Origin of the sequence: Aporhodopirellula rubra, assembly GCF_014192335.1 — a bacterium.
Taxonomy (GTDB): Bacteria; Planctomycetota; Planctomycetia; order Pirellulales; family Pirellulaceae; genus Rhodopirellula; species Rhodopirellula rubra.
The window spans coordinates 26,192-41,727 of the sequence record NZ_JACHXU010000035.1 but is presented as its reverse complement, the minus strand read 5'-3'; the positions used below and the strand labels follow the sequence as shown (position 1 = coordinate 41,727).

Annotated in this window: 10 protein-coding genes; 3 read left to right on the top strand and 7 right to left on the bottom strand. The window is 56.5% G+C overall.

The annotated features are described in order from the left end of the window. The first annotated feature begins 321 nt into the window (after positions 1-321). Positions 322-1,632 (top strand): HD-GYP domain-containing protein, encoded by a 1,311-nt coding sequence (locus tag FHS27_RS28755; RefSeq protein ID WP_315854743.1) that lies wholly within the window; start codon positions 322-324, stop codon positions 1,630-1,632. A 171-nt stretch (positions 1,633-1,803) separates the two neighbouring features. Here FHS27_RS28755 and feoB read toward each other — a convergent pair whose 3' ends face one another. From feoB to FHS27_RS28735, 4 genes are all read right to left on the bottom strand, one after another. Further along, the gene (feoB, locus tag FHS27_RS28750; RefSeq protein WP_184309537.1) at positions 1,804-3,864 is read right to left on the bottom strand and encodes a ferrous iron transporter B; all 2,061 of its coding nucleotides are present in this window, start codon (positions 3,862-3,864) and stop codon (positions 1,804-1,806) included. Next, a complete protein-coding gene (locus tag FHS27_RS28745; RefSeq protein ID WP_009093466.1) occupies positions 3,861-4,091 on the bottom strand; it encodes a FeoA family protein in 231 nt (76 codons plus the stop codon). The genes feoB and FHS27_RS28745 overlap by 4 nt, the downstream gene beginning before the upstream one ends. A 395-nt stretch (positions 4,092-4,486) precedes the next feature. Beyond that, positions 4,487-6,016, bottom strand: coding sequence for a protoporphyrinogen oxidase (gene hemG, locus FHS27_RS28740; protein ID WP_184309535.1), 1,530 nt, complete (start codon positions 6,014-6,016; stop codon positions 4,487-4,489). 2 nt (positions 6,017-6,018) lie between these two features. Beyond that, a complete protein-coding gene (locus tag FHS27_RS28735) occupies positions 6,019-7,575 on the bottom strand; it encodes a hypothetical protein (RefSeq protein WP_184309533.1) in 1,557 nt (518 codons plus the stop codon). Between the two features lie 176 nt (positions 7,576-7,751). On the opposite strand from FHS27_RS28735, the gene FHS27_RS28730 reads away from it, so the two are divergent. After that, the gene (locus FHS27_RS28730) at positions 7,752-8,831 is read left to right on the top strand and encodes a ferredoxin--NADP reductase (protein WP_221225470.1); all 1,080 of its coding nucleotides are present in this window, start codon (positions 7,752-7,754) and stop codon (positions 8,829-8,831) included. Between the two features lie 27 nt (positions 8,832-8,858). Continuing rightward, on the top strand, positions 8,859-10,142 hold the full coding sequence (locus FHS27_RS28725) for a glucose-1-phosphate adenylyltransferase (protein ID WP_184309531.1): 1,284 nt from the start codon (positions 8,859-8,861) through the stop codon (positions 10,140-10,142). Positions 10,143-10,318: 176 nt separating this feature from the next. Here FHS27_RS28725 and FHS27_RS28720 read toward each other — a convergent pair whose 3' ends face one another. The 3 genes from FHS27_RS28720 to FHS27_RS28710 form a co-directional block, all read right to left on the bottom strand. Continuing rightward, complete coding sequence (locus tag FHS27_RS28720) at positions 10,319-11,509, bottom strand: OmpP1/FadL family transporter (protein WP_184309529.1); 1,191 nt, start codon at positions 11,507-11,509, stop codon at positions 10,319-10,321. Between the two features lie 235 nt (positions 11,510-11,744). Next, a complete protein-coding gene (locus tag FHS27_RS28715) occupies positions 11,745-12,215 on the bottom strand; it encodes a DUF3237 domain-containing protein (protein ID WP_246421205.1) in 471 nt (156 codons plus the stop codon). A gap of 54 nt (positions 12,216-12,269) precedes the next feature. Next, complete coding sequence (locus FHS27_RS28710; protein WP_184309524.1) at positions 12,270-15,449, bottom strand: NAD(P)-binding protein; 3,180 nt, start codon at positions 15,447-15,449, stop codon at positions 12,270-12,272. Between the last annotated feature and the right edge of the window lie 87 nt (positions 15,450-15,536).

Here is a 15,536-nt window from a genome sequence, read left to right as displayed (position 1 = left end):
GTCATGAGGTTGCCAGGGAGCTCAGTACCAGGCCTTCCGCGACAATACAGTTGCAGCGAGAAAAGTGATTATGACGGATACGTGGTCGAACAATTTTGCAACATCCGGTACCAGTCGATTCACCTAATCGCCACGACCCGCGTCACCGGACTGGCGACCGCACTCCGATGATTGATTGCTGTGCGGAAATGTCACGCCTGCAAATTGTGCGTCAGGAAAAACCTAACTTCTATCAGACGGCACTATGAGGGGCGATTTTTTCACGTTTCTATGGAGCCGAGCCATTTTTCCTTGCTATCGGGGCAAACGATGTACAACGCGGTGAAAACTGCGAAAGGAAATAGCGACATGGTGATGTTGCCGATCGACGAGTTGCACGTCGGCGCCGTTTGTCGCTTTCCACTCGAGGACGATAACGGACTGCTTCTTTTAGGAGCAGGGACGACGATCACCGCTGAATTGATTCAGGGGTTGATCGATCGTGATATCGAGGAACTCGCAGTCAGCGCCGAGGAAATTGACACACTACGCCGTCGTGACATTTCAACCGAGAAACCGAATCAACGACGGCGAAGAAGCAATGCATCGCCAAGGAAAGACGAGACGTTTCGCAACGGTCACCCGTCAAAATGGGCAAAAGGCATTCCCCTAAAGCAGAACCTAGTCAACCGGCATCACGAATCGATCAACCTATCTCGCCGCGAAGTCTTGCGTGGGCATGTGAAGCTGGCACGAGACGAATTCGAACAAATTCGTATTGAGATTAGCAGCCGTAAATTACAAACGATCGAAGCACTCAAAAATCTGTCAGCAGCGTTCGCCAGCGCGATCGTCGACGACCACGACCAGACCGTCGCTGACGTGATCTCGGCCGGAGAATCAATGTCGCTTACTGACCGGAGCGTCAAACTCAGCGTACTCGGGATGGCGGTCGGCACTGAACTGGGACTCGACGGACCGACCATTCTGGAAATCGGAACCACCGGCTTATTGCACGACATCGGCTTGTACACGATGGACCCGGGATTGATCATTCCCGGTCGCGGCCCGCTCAACGACGAAGAGATGTGGGAATACCGCAAACATCCAATCAATTCATCGAATTGCTTGCGTGAAGTCTCTGAGATTCCGCGTTCAGTTCTGATCGCCATTGAGCAAGTTCACGAACAGTTCGACGGATCGGGTTACCCGTTTGGCATCGAAGGCAAGCGTGCGAATCTGTATGCACGGATTCTCAACGTCTGCGACACGTATCTCCGACTGACGATCGGGACAAGTTTCCGCAGCGCATTGGTGCCCCACGATGCGCTCGGAATCATCCTGTACCAAGCTCGCTATCGATTGTTCGATCCCGAGGTGGTACGCGCGTTCTTGCGAGTCGAGTCATTGTTCCCGTTAGGCAGTCGCGTTCAGTTCAACCAAGAAATGACTGCCGAGGTGATTCGTCGTCCTCTCGAAGGTTATGCCCACCCGGTTCTGCAGTGCGAAGACGGAACTCGCATCGACCTGACGATGGAAACCGAAGCGATGGTGCACCCGGTCGCCGATCCGGCGCGCAATCAAGCACGATTACCTCGAACAATTATGGAGACAATGCGCTGGAGCCCTGCGGATGAGCTAATCTTTGATTGAGCGACTCCTGGGAATGAACGCCGAAATCTCGATCCGTTAACTGTGGTTGCCCCGCCACGAATTCGCGAATCGAAACACATGCGGATCGTTGGCCAACGCAGCAGCGAAGCGGCCTGGTGGTTGTGCGCAGACCGCGAGAGTCGCCCAACTCCGCTCGCAGGACAAACCCCGCTAGCTGATCATCGAGATCGTCTGATACGCGACAAATGCCGCAGCGTACGCCAGCAGTGTCATGTAGACGAATTGAAACGCCGCCCACTTCCAGGAACCGGTTTCCTTCTTCGTCACCGCTTGCGTCGGAAGGCACTGCATCGCAAGCACGAAGAAGACCAACAAACTGACACAAGTCGCAGTGGTGAATACCGGGCGACCGTCAGCATAGGTTGCCGACGACAACCGATCCTTGAGACTCGATTCGTCGTCCGGTTCAGGCCCGAGTCCGTAAAGAATCGAAAGGGTCGAAACGACGACTTCCCGTGCGGCGAAACTGGTCATGACGCCGACGCTGATCTTCCAATCGAATCCGATCGGTTCAAAGACGGGCGCGACGACACGTCCGAGCCGACCGATGATCGCGTGTTCCTGATCCACCGCCGCTCGGACTCCCGCGAGCTCATCTTCACTGAGTTGATCCACGGCGACATTGCGTGACGACATCTCTTCCGCAAAGCTTTCGTCGGAGAGTTTCGGGTAGGTCGACAACGCCCAGATGATCATCGAGATTACCAGAATCACCGTCCCGGCATCACGCAAAAACATCCATCCGCGTTCGTACGCATATCGCAAGGCGTTTCTGAGCGACGGTGCTCGGTAGGGCGGCAGATCCAAAATCAAAGGCGATGGTTCACCCGGCAGGACGGTGAGCTTCAGCAGGAAAGCGACCACAAAAGCGGCCACCATGCCGAGCACGTATGCCGACGCAAACAACATCGCGGCGTAGACGGGAGTACTCGGGAACAGCATCGCGGCGATGATCGTGTAAACGGGCAATCGGGCCGAACACGTCATCAGCGGAATGACCATGATCGCAGCCAATCGATCGCGACGACTCTCGATCACCTTGGTCGCCATGATCGCCGGAATCGCACACGCATGAGCGGCCAACAAAGGCACGAACGCTTGTCCAGGCAGCCCCACACGACGCATCCACCGGTCGACGACAACAACGGCGCGAGCGAGATAGCCGGAATCCTCCAACAGCGCGAGCATGAAGAACAGAATGAAGATTTGTGGCAGAAACACCATCACGCCACCGACACCGCCGATGATCCCATCGACGACCAGACTCTGGATATCGCCTTCGGGCAAAAAGCGACTAACCCATGACGCTAACATTCCAAAGCCGTTGTCCAGCCATTCCATCGGAACCTGCGCGAACCAAAAGACGAGCGAAAAGGCGACTACCATCACCAGCGCAAATACGATCGGACCGATCAACCGGTGAGTCAGGAACTGGTCAACTTTGTCAGCGGTTTCGTCCGAAACGACGCTGCCGTCACGGATACTTTCGCGAGCGAGCGCGGAGGCCCATTGATGTCCGTCGGCGAACGGACACACACGACAAGAGCCGCAGGACTCGTCATCGGTGATCACTGTCAACACATTTTCGGCGGGCGTCGGCGGACATTCCGGCGAGCCGCCCGTGATCAACAACGGGAGTGCGGGTCCGGCGAGCAGGATGGCGAGCTGTGATTTGAGGCGATCGAAACCTTCGCCCGTCCGCGCCGAAACACCGACCACCGGACAACCTAATTTTCGGCCCAACGTGTTCAGGTCAATTTCGATTCCACGACGACGCGCCGCTTCGATAAAGTTAACCGCGACGAGTGTCGGTCGCCCCTGCTGCAACGCTTGACGTGCGACGAACAACGTTCGCTGCAGGTTCGTTGCATCAACGACGATCAAAACCGCATCGGGAACTTGATCAGATTGTCCGAGAACGAAATCGCGTGCGACTTTTTCCTCGGGGGAGGATGCTTCGAGCGAATACATTCCCGGCAGATCGACCAGCGTGATCGACTTACCGCTACTCAGCTCAACCCGGCCGATCCGACGATCAATCGTCGTGCCAGGGAAGTTTGATGTTTTGGCAAGAAGATTTGTCAGGCGGTTGAACATCGACGTTTTGCCGACATTCGGATTGCCCAACATCGCAACGACTTTGTCGCCCGACTTCTTGTCCCCCGACGCGTCTGAGAATTCCGATTCGGTCGAGTCGACCGAAGTGCTCATGAATGAGCCACTCGCATGTAAATGCCTTTGGCGATGTCGCCGGCAACTGCGATTTTTCCGCCAGCTGCTTTCACGATCATCGGGTTGCCGCCTCGGGCGAGCTGCACCTGTTGTCCCTCGAATAAACCGAGTGACTTCAGCCGAATCGCACACGCTTCGGGAAGATCCAAGCGTGCGATCTCACCGGTGGTGCCGATGAAGTGATCCAAGGTGATTTCGCTGAACATAAGCGTAGGGCTGCCAATGAGATCGGGGCGAAGGAGGGAAATCTTCTAGTTGAGAATGATTCTCGTTAGAGGCAGTTTAAACGTCTGAGACGCCGGAGCCTAGTGGGTTTGCAACTGAATCCGGGGGGAATAGCGAGATTTTTTGTCAACGGTTTAGGGCGTTCCGGCCACGCAAGCGACGGACAACGCTCAAAAAACCTCTTTCAATCGCTTCCCGTGGTTTCAGATCGGCTATCACGCGATCGAGGATGAAGCCAGCGACCGGAATTTCCATGGGATAAATGCCGCGGTGGAGCGTTACCTAAAAAGACGTCATCGATGATGCCAGCTTTCGGGGGAACCGCATATCTGACGATCCAGCCACTGCGAACAGGTACGTCAACATTTGAAATGCCCTAGCGGGTCGGATTCATTGGCCCGTTGCGAGTAACGTGCGCGACGACCCGGCGGGCGGTTCGTTCGGCCGCTCCGATGACAGGAGCGATTCCGACGCCGCCAATGGCGTTGGTCATCAACTCGACGCCGGGGATCTGGTCGATTCCGGAGCGTATCGCTGAGGCCCGATCGAGGTGACCGACTTCGTATTGTGGCATCGCCTTATTCCAGCGGACGACTTTGACGAATGCCGCGTGCTGCTGAACATTTTGAAAATCGTCGAGCCCGATCAGATCGGCAAGCTCGCGGGCGACAATTTGGACAATAGCCCCGTCATCGTTCTCCAGAATTTCGGGATGGAGAACGCCACCGACAAAGGATCGGATGATGACATGAGTATCGGGGGATCGTCCGCTGAACTTCTCGCTCGCGAAGCTCACCGCAAGAACCGAGCGACGTTCACGCGGCGGGACCACGATGCCGAACGTCTTGGGCATTCGCAAAATCCGTTCGCGAGGGATCGCCATGACAACAATCGCGGTCGAGGCATACGAAATCGAACGTAGATTTGATTCGACCATTGCGGCGGCCTCGCATTGAACCGTGTCGTCGAGAGTGGTCTGTAGGCGAGCCATCAGGTTTGCCGTGACCGGCGCCGGCGTGGTCAGCACGACCGCATCGAACGACGCGTCAGCCGGATCCGACGCGTGAGCGACTTTGACTTCGAAGCCCGAAGTCGTCCGTTGCAGGGACTCGATCGGCGAGCGGGTGTGGATGCAGGCGTTGCCGATTGAGTCGGCAAGTGTTTCGATGAATTCGATCATCCCACCGGGAAACGCCCGGAACTGTTCGTAACGTGCGCCGCTGCTGCCGCGTTCGGTCGAATCGTCACCCGAACGGATCCGTCGCATGGTTGCACGGGCGAGTGAACCGTCACTGGCTTCCATCTCCCAGATCGGTTTCATGGTCGCCGCCATGCTGAGTCGATCCACATCCGCGGTGTAAATTCCAGCGACCAACGGGGCGACAATATTATCGAGGCATTCACGGCCGAGGCGGCGCCGGACAAAGGAGCCGACACTCTCGTCGCTCACCGACGAGTCGCGTCGACGCACGAATCGCTCCCGAAGCAAACGGAGTTTTCCAGCAGGGGACAGCAGCTTCGTAGTCAACATCGACATTAGCTTCGTCGGACGCATCAGCACGAAGCCTTCGGGAATCGGAATCAAACCGTTGCCCCGCGCGATCATGGCCCCGCGTCCTTCCGGATTGGGACGCAGCAATTTTTGGTCAACACCGAGTCGGCGGCATAGGTCGATCGCCGCCGGTGGATTCATGGCAAACATATCCGCGCCATGATCCACGATGAACTCAAGTCCGCTGTCGCTGACAATTCGTTCGGTGTTGATGACGCCGCCGAGCCGATCAGACGACTCAAACAGGGAGACCTCGAGCGGCGTGGACGTTTCGTTTGAAATCAATCGCAGGTGCGCGGCAACGGCGAGCCCGGAGAGCCCACCGCCAGCAACAGCAATACGGGGAACCGTCATACTTACCAGCCACTCGCCATCGACAGGACGCCTTCAATCGAACCGGTGATTTGGTCCACCGCACGATGAAAGGAAGCCGCGTCGGTCGCCTGTTCGAGCGGCGCGGTCATTGAAACGAATCCTCCGACGGATTGCAGAACGCTGCCGATCATCTCGGCGGTGATTGCCGGTGGTTCGATCATCTTCGGCTTGGCCGAACCCGAGGATCCGTACATGTCATCGTCGGGATAGCCTGACGGGCCACCGGGATACGATGAACCACCGAATTCATCCTCCATGTATTCCATTTCATCGTATTCACTCCGGTTGTCATACTGGCTCCGATCACCGTATTGGTCGTATCCAGATCCAGAATTCCGAGTCGGTCGCGTCGGCGAGGTCGGGACACTGACGGATTGACCGCCGAGCCATTGCGAAACGCTCATGGAAGCGTCTTCGACCGCCTGCAATTCCTCGGTTCGCTGCTGAAACCATTCGTCGAAACCTTCGGCGATCGCGGACGGAATCCAATACCCGTCGACTTTCGTAAGAGCGATCTTGCGTGACTGACTGCTGTTGGAACGAGACGGGTTTCGCTCGGATGTTTGCGGGATTGGCTTTTCGAGAATCGCGGTGTCGTCTTTCGTTTTAAGCAAACTCCATTGCATCGAGGGAGAGCTATACGAATCCATCAACACGGCCAGATACGGCGCGATCACTTCATCCCGTTCGTGAAGCCATCGCCCGAATCCTTCGCTGCGGATTCGGTCCAACAAAACTTCGTCGGCGAGTAAGGCGGTCCGCAGCAAACCGGCCATCGGCAGCACGAGTTTGTTGAACGCTTCACCGATCGGTGACAGGTCGTCGGCATCGCTCGCCGGATCGTGGAGGCGGTGGTGGGTACGAATCCAGTTTTGCCTCGTCACGATCAAATCAGCGAGTCGGTGGATCTGGTTCAACGAATCGGCGAGTCCCTGCGGTTCGAGTTTGTTTGAGGTGAGTTGTGCGAGTTCATCGATTTGGCTGCGGTACTTCGGCGGCAATGCGTCGTAGATAACAACGAAATGCCCGTTTCGGATTTGCTGGGCGATCGCATCGAACGCTTCCTGAGGTCCCATGTCGGCACTGGGTGGAGAGTACGCGGGAGCATTCTCAGGCGAGGGAATCGGCTCGGGCGCCGGTGCCGCTTCGATCGCGGCGATGCGTTTGATTTCTTCGGTCAACGCTTCACGTTCACGTTGCAGCCGATCGGCAATCTTCCCTGCTTGGATACGACTGCTCGCTTCGAAACTGTTGATGGGAACATTAATGCGTTGACCGCTGGGGAGGATCAAGACGACTTGGTTGTCCCACATGCCCACCATTTCGGCTTCGATCGAACGGTCACCGCTGAGGCTGGTCCACGTCTCGGCGTTGACGTTTGCGATCGGGATTGTGGCAGTCGCAATCACGGCGGCACAAATCAGTGCCCCGGGTAGGTGAAATTGGTTGCCCGGCGAGGGGGCGAGACGATTTGTCAATCGATTCTGCGGGATCAGGTGAATCACGGAGGATGCAAAGTTGTAAAAAGAAAGGTGCATGTCAAAAGCCCAGATAAAGAACAATGATTAGGCGGCGATGCAAGGTCGGTATGCCAAACATGGCAGGCAGCGAAGCGGGGAGCTCGGATTCCGTGCGGACGCCTCCCCATGGCTCCATCGCATTGCATTATAGTAACCGCTTCGAGACCTTGACCGCGCCATGAATCACGAAAGGAATGAGCTTCGTGAGTGCTCCTGACACCCCACCGACCAACGATCAATCGGCGACGACCAAGACTTCACCTAGTGATGGGGTTGGTCAAACACAGGTGAACGCGGACCAGGAGGCAAAGTTCGGCCCCCTCGACAAGCCGCCCAATCCTGAAGAACAGCGGCAATTACGCGAGCGGTTCTACAACTCCACGATCATCGAGCGGATCGATGTGACGGACGACTTGGCGAAGTTTCGAATCCGTCCCGACAGCCCAATCCCACCTTTTGAACCGGGGCAATACGTCGCACTCGGTTTGGGAAATTGGGAACCCAGGCTCGTCGGCACTCAACCGGAAGATGTGCCGATTAACAAAGCTCGCAAGATTGTCCGACGGGCGTATTCGATTTCCTGCCCGATGTTGGATGAAAAGGGTTGTTTGGCGACGCAGGATTCGGTCGACTACCTCGAGTTCTACATCACGTTGGTTCGCAAGGGAGCGACCGTGGTCAGCAAGCCACCGGCACTGACACCTCGGCTGTTTGGCAAAATCGCGGGCGACCGGATCGTGATGGAGCGAAAGATCACCGGAAAGTACAAACTCGGCGAATACGATCCCGATGACACGATGCTGTTTCTCGGAACAGGCACCGGGGAAGCCCCCCACAATGCCATGGCTGCGAAGCTACTCGCGACAGGCCATCGCGGGCGAATCGTTATCGCCACGAGTGTTCGCTATCGCCACGACTGTGCCTACATCAACGAGCACAAAGTGCTGATGCGTCAGTACGCGAATTACCTGTACCTTCCGATGACAACTCGTGAACCCGAAAACATTCAACCCGATCATCCACAATTTGTTGGCAAGCAATATTTGCAAACGATGTTTACCAGCGGAAGGTTGGCCGAATTGGCCGAAGATCCGCTCGCCCCATCAAATACGCATGTGTTCCTATGCGGCAATCCGGACATGATCGGATACATTCCCCCGGGTGCCGATGCACCCGAGAATCCTGGTATGCTACCGTTATTGCGGGCGGCAGGATTTAGCGACGATGTTCATGAGCATCGAGCCGGGACAATCCGTTTTGAAAAATATTGGTAAGCACCTCTTCCTCACAGGGCAGACAACATGGACCTCAGTAACACGATCGCGTTGATTCTTGGTGGCGGGCGCGGCACCCGGCTCTTTCCGCTTACCAAGATTCGGGCCAAACCGGCAGTGCCGTTGGCCGCGAAATATCGCTTGATCGACATCCCGATCAGTAACTGCATCAACAGCGGCCTGAATCGCGCGTACGTGTTGACTCAGTTCCTTTCCGAGAGCTTGCACCGTCACCTCCGGCAAACGTACACGTTCGACCATTTCAGTGGCGGGTTTGTCGAACTGCTCGCGGCACAGCAGACTGTCAATTCGGGCACGGATTGGTATCAGGGCACCGCCGACGCGGTCCGCAAAAACCTCGTCCACTTGCGTGAAAGTTGGATCAAACATGTGTTGATCCTTTCCGGCGATCAGCTCTACCGGATGGATTTCCGCGAGATGATGAAGACGCACATCGAATCGGGTGCCGCCGCGACCATCGCCGGTATCCCGGTCACCCGTAAAGACGCCTCGGCTCTGGGGATCATGCAGGTCGATGACACCGGTCAAGTTCGTGGGTTTGTCGAAAAACCACAAACGCCCGAAGAAATCGCCAAGGTGCGGATGGACCCGAGCTGGATCGATGAGCGGGGCATCCCGAGCCAAGGTCGCGATCTGCTCGCGAGCATGGGGCTCTACATCTTCGACAAGGACCTGATGGTCGACTTGCTCGAGAACAGCCTGCACAGCGATTTCGGGAAAGAAGTCTTTCCCGAAGCGATCAACACCCACAAAGTGCAACTGCACCTCTTCGATGGTTACTGGGAAGACATCGGAACGATCCGATCGTTCTACGAGGCCAACCTTTCGCTGGCGAGCAAGAACCCGCCGTTCGACATTCGCAATCGACACGCACCGATCTACAGTCGCCCGCGATTCTTGCCGCCGACGATCATGGGAACCACCACGATCAAAGGCAGCCTGATCGCAGACGGATGTCGCATCGGTGACAACGTCACGATCGAAAACAGCGTGATCGGACTGCGGACCGTGATCGGCGACAACGTCACGATCAAAGACAGCGTCGTGATGGGGGCCGACTTCATCGAAATGCGTGATTGTGCTCGTGAAGGCAAACTCCCCGTCGGGGTCGGCTCAGGGAGCTATATCTCCGGGGCGATCCTGGATAAAAACTGCCGGATCGGAACCAACGTCCGAATCACAAACTCGGCCGGCGTGGATCACCAGGGCGAAGACGAGCCGCTGCAAATTCGCGATGGCATCAGCATCGTTGTCAAAGAAGGCCAAATCGAAAACGACTTCCAAGGCTGAACGGGCTGGCAGGACACTTGCCAATCAGGCGTTTACCTTCTCCCTTTCAACGGGACCACCGAAACGTCGCCTAAACCGCCAGCGAGCAATTCCTGATCTTTACGCACGACGCGAGCAAGCGAATCTGCATTCACTTGCTCGCGTTTCGCGTTGGTAGGTTCGCCGACGGCACGCGTTTAGTAGCGGACCGTGACGCCGGTGATCAACGAGTGAGCCGAGACGTCGTTTCGCACCGTGACCGGTCCGCCCCCGGTTGGAACAGTTCCGGTCAAACTGTTGTGACCGAGATAAACGTAGGACAGGTTCAGGTCCACGTTCTTCGCAAATCGATACGAACCACCGGTTGCGATGTTGTACTTCTGAATCAACGGACTGATCACGTTGGTAGCGACATCGCTCTCGTGGATCGGTGGTTGATTGAAGTTGATACCACCACGCAGATAGATGCGATCGCTCATTCGTTTTTGAACGCCAAACGCAGCCGCAAACAGATTGCTCCATCCGAGTTCGCTGAACCCGTCCGCATCGTCGTATCCGATATATCGGAAGTCGGCCGCAAAAGTCCAATCTTCAAAACCCGTGTACGCCGTTCCGAGAGAAACGATCATGGGCAAGTCGAGATCAAACTTGACCAATCCACTCGGCGTGAAGAACCGGAACGTCTCCATCCACTGCGTGCTTCGGAAACTCGCACCAAAATGAAAATGGTTGTCCGTGATGTAGTACATCCCGGCCTGGAATCCGATCCCCCAGTGCTTACGGTTGCCTTGGGCGGTTTCGGCGGCGGGGGTGATCACCGATGGGCCGATGGGATCAAAGCCGACTTCACCGAGATTGATCAGCGGGGCAAAACCGATCGAGAGCTTTTCAGTGACGAGGAATGAAACCGTTGGGGCAATCTGCAAAAACTCCGACGCGGCATACGCGGGGGCACCGCCCAGGACGGGGTTGCCGGAGGGCTGATTGTTGGTGAATCCGGCGACGCCCGCCAATCCCAACCCGACGGTCCACCGCGAGTCTTCACTCATCCGGTGAACCCATCCGATCGATGGCACCGCGGCTGCCCCTGCATCACCCTCAGTGCCTCCACCGAGACTGGACGTCAGTTCGACGTCGGCAAACAGGAGTTCCACGCCAAATCCGACTTCGTTATTGGCGAGTCCGGAAATCGATGCGGGGTTCCACGCTAGCGCCCCGACGGCGTCGAGCGGAGCCGCCGTCCCGGCACCCGCCATGGAACGGTTGACCGGGCCAACGCCCGTCAGATAAACCCCCTGACCGGTCGCGGTATCGGGAACGGACAGGGCCGCGACCGCGGCCACGGATGCAAAAATCAAAAATCGAGTGAGTCTCGGGATCGTCGACACGTGAGTCCCTCCTGGACGGAATCTGCAATAAAGCCCCTGCAGACAATCCGTTGTCTACAGCCTGTCGCAACGTTTGCGACGGTCGTGGGCAATCGCATTCCAGTAGGGATTGCACCACTAACAATGGTCGATCGTCTCGTCGGGGCACGCATCAACGCCTGATCTTAGATTTAAATATGACTGAACAGGTTTCCCCTCCTACCGATCGTCGCAATCGTTACAGACGGCCCCAAATTTAGCTGACCGCGTAGATGTCGAATTTCATCTTGGACTCCGTCGCGAAATCCACATGAGCCTCGCCAATTCCGACGCAGGCGAGCCGATTGAGCCACAGGTAGTTCTCCGCGGCGACCTGAAAACGCGGAAAAATGCGGAGCGCCGTGCCGGGGACCGGCGCCCGACCGGCCATGAACTCCTCAAAACCGTTCTCACCGAGGTCGGCCATTCCGTGATAGTGCACGTTGAGCAGAGCCTCATCATCGGTGCGGATCGTCAACCGAACATCCACTTCCGCGATCCCATCGTTTCGCATCAGCAACCAGTCACCACCGGCAGGCAAAATCTTGCCGTTGACTCGTTCACCGGTGACTTCGCCGCCGGTCAGGTTGAAGTTCACGCGCAATCCGCCCAAAACCGGCCCGACAATTTCGGGGCCTCCGATCGTCGCGGTGTACGAGAAGAGGGGCTCCATCTTGTAGTCAATCATGTTTGATTCCATTGGGGATAAATCATTGAAGTTGAATGAATCGGTGTGCGACCACTACGGCCACACCGTGCTGCCGAGACGCAGTTCCGCATCAACGGTCATCGTGACCGCCGCGAGACAATCTTGGGTAGCCGCCTGCATGCCTAAGTCAGTGACAATCGGATGGCTGGCGTATTCGCATGCCTTGATCTGGTAGTTTCCCGGCAGAACACCTGCACGATGAAATTGTTTGATCTTCAGCGGCGCTTCGACGATCGATTGGAAGCAAGCGTTGTCACGGCTACCGACATCGGCAAACTGTTTCAAAAACGTGAACAGAACCTCGTGGTCGACGAGCAACTCCCACGCCTCTTCGATTGCCCCGATACCCGGCAATGTGACTTCGGGGCCACTGGTGATCAATGGCAAAAGCAACGCTTCCATCACACTGGCAAACGTACCGAGGATCGCCTCGGGTGCACCGAGCAACTCTTCATCGCGACGGCTTACGTCGATGAGCACGCCTGATTGGGTTTCCGCCGACTCACCGAACTTTTCCACATAGCGAGCGTTGACGCGGTACACAGCAGGGTCCGTCGGCGACACCGGCATGGTGAGCTCGGCGTCCTGTTTCGGAAATCCGTATGCCTCTCTTCCCGACACCGTCGCCCACGAGTTATTGACGAACACATACGGAAAGAACCATGAGATCCGGTCGACGATATCGACGTTACCGACTCGATGCATTCTGACAACGGGAAACGTGAGATTGAAATCCATTTCGGGTGATCCAAACGCGTTGGCTTCACCGGGATTAACCCGAATCATCGGGAAGTTGGCAGCCATCATGATGAACCCAGGCAACAACGGCAGGTACCGCGTGTCGCCACCGGTCGGGCCATTGAGCGATCGGTCGCACAGTCGCTGCAACGCGTTCCGGTCAGACTTCATCGCAAACGCATTGAGAGTCACATTGGGAAAGTCGTATGACCCCGGGAACGCGATTTCACCGCCGCGGACGACGTACGTCGGCGGCGGTGAACTGGTCACCGTCACGTTGGTTTTATTAGCCCCTGGCGCACTCTGATGGAGAGCCGATGCGGCATCGAGCCCGGACATGACAGCCGCCTCGACGCACCCGACGTTGAGCCCGTTGTAGGTCCACGTTCCCGCCAAGACGAGGTTGTTGTATCCGCTTTCGCCGGGACGAAGGCGACACGCAGTGCTGCCTTTCACCGACAACACATAGCGTTCCGTGGGTGCGATGTTCGCTCGAAAATATTGAGCGTCGAACCTTGCTTCGCCGGAACCGCCGGCTGAATCAACCAACACGTCCCAGTTCAACGCGTTCGGATTATTCGCTTGTGCCGCGTTCGGCCAGAACGGCCGTATGTGCTCGGTCACCAGTTTATACGCGTTCGATCGGACGTCCGCAGTCTGCTTTTTCACAAACTCGCAATCGTTCGGTGGAGGCATGGGGGGAAACGGAGTGTCGTCTCTCATCGCGCCGCAGAAATACGCGATACTCTTAACGTCATCGCCCGGTTGCCATTCTTCTGCGGGAATGACCTGAGACATGTCCGCCCAAGTGTCGAGTGGCTCCTCGTATGCGCCGACCAACGCTTGCTCGCGTGGCGGTGATTCGCCACTTCCGGGGGCCGGATACCAGGGTTCCCAACCCATGTCTTGCGTGGTCTCGTTGAACCACAACTGGCACGCCTGGGTCTGCACCGTCTTGACCTTTTCGACCATCTTTTGCCATCGCTGGTCATGCTCGATCAGTTCACTGGCGACGTGAGGTAATGCCCCGATCGAAATCCCGAGAACAACCTTGTCAAAATCCTGGCCGGCAACCAACGTGCGATTCCCAACCGGTGTGGGACCGCACCAGATCGACTCGGGGTTCACTCCATCAGCCTTCCATTGCTCGCCCTCTTCGATCTGATCGTACAGCGGTGTGCTCGGCCAGCATGGGCAATCATGGACATGGATCAACGGATCGTAGACGCCATTGCAACTCGGTTTGAGCGTCCCTTGGATCTCCATCTTGATTTCACCGACTTCCGATTTGTCGGAGTTCAGTTTGATGTCGCTGACTTTGTGAAAGAATTCAAACTTCACGCCTTTCTCTTTAAGAACGAGATACAGCGGTGAGAAAACGATGTCGCCCATTCCGGCTTGCATCTTCCAAAGGATCGCATCTTTGTAAGTCAGCAGGATTCGGGCAAAGGCTCGCGTGCAGGCACCGGCGGCAAAGTTCGGCCGATCCGTATCGCCGCCTTCGTATGCAAAAACGAGTGAGTACGCTGCACGTACGGGCGCCGATTCCGACGAATGGCATCCATTGCTATCGAGCCATTCGCGAAAGTCGAATTTGTCGATCTCGTCCCAACCGCGAACAAACACACCGTCACGCACCGCGCCCCGAAACACTGCCGAACCGAGGTCGAGCGTGATGAACAATCGCCGCAATTCGGTGTGGTCCGCAAGAACGCCGTTGAGAAGATGTTCGATTGCGTCTCGCAATTTCGTCAACAACCAATCAATGAGGTTGTATTGATGCGGTGAATGTTCGTGCGGATCGTCGCTCATCTTTTCGATGACACTCTCGGCCATGTGGAGCAAACTGAATCCTGAGTCTTCCGCGGTGTTGAGCAGGCGGGCATCGAGACTCCGAATCTCAGCTTTCACCCATCCTTCGACGTCGCCCGCGTTGGCGTTCGCTTGAGTGCGGACGGCGGGCAGATCGAAGGTGGAGAGGAAATCATCGAAGAGGCGTTTCAACCACGCCGCGAGGGTCTTCATCAACGTCCAAGGCGTCCACAACTTGTTTTCGGTACCGAGGGTTTCGTCGTTGCGTGGGAACGAATTGGTCCACGGGTGCCAATCCGATTCAACGTCCTCCATCACCGTGACCATGTTCAGCGGTTTGAAGGCAGGTTGGTTATCGTTGACGGATTGATAAGGCGATGCCGGCGCGAGTTGTTTCTGGTGATATTCGGCATAGGTGTCCTTCATCATCCTGAAGGCGTTGTTGTAAAAGCCGAACCAGATGTGAAGCCCGTGTTCTTCGATCCGGTTGCCCATCCCCGGTTCTTGATTACGTCCGCTGGCCCCCTTTCCACCGAGTCGCCATCCGACTTGATAAACGGTGATGTCGTAATGGTCCTGCCAATCGGCCGTTTGAGTCAGTCCGTAAACCGTACTCAGTGCCCCCAGTCCGCCACCGAGCACTGCGATCTTTTGCTTTCCCATTTGGCTTCTCTTTGTTTAGAGGTGGTTGGGTTGACAGGTGGTTGGAAATCGCGACGTCGGGTGTCTCGATCGAGCGGCACGATTGAC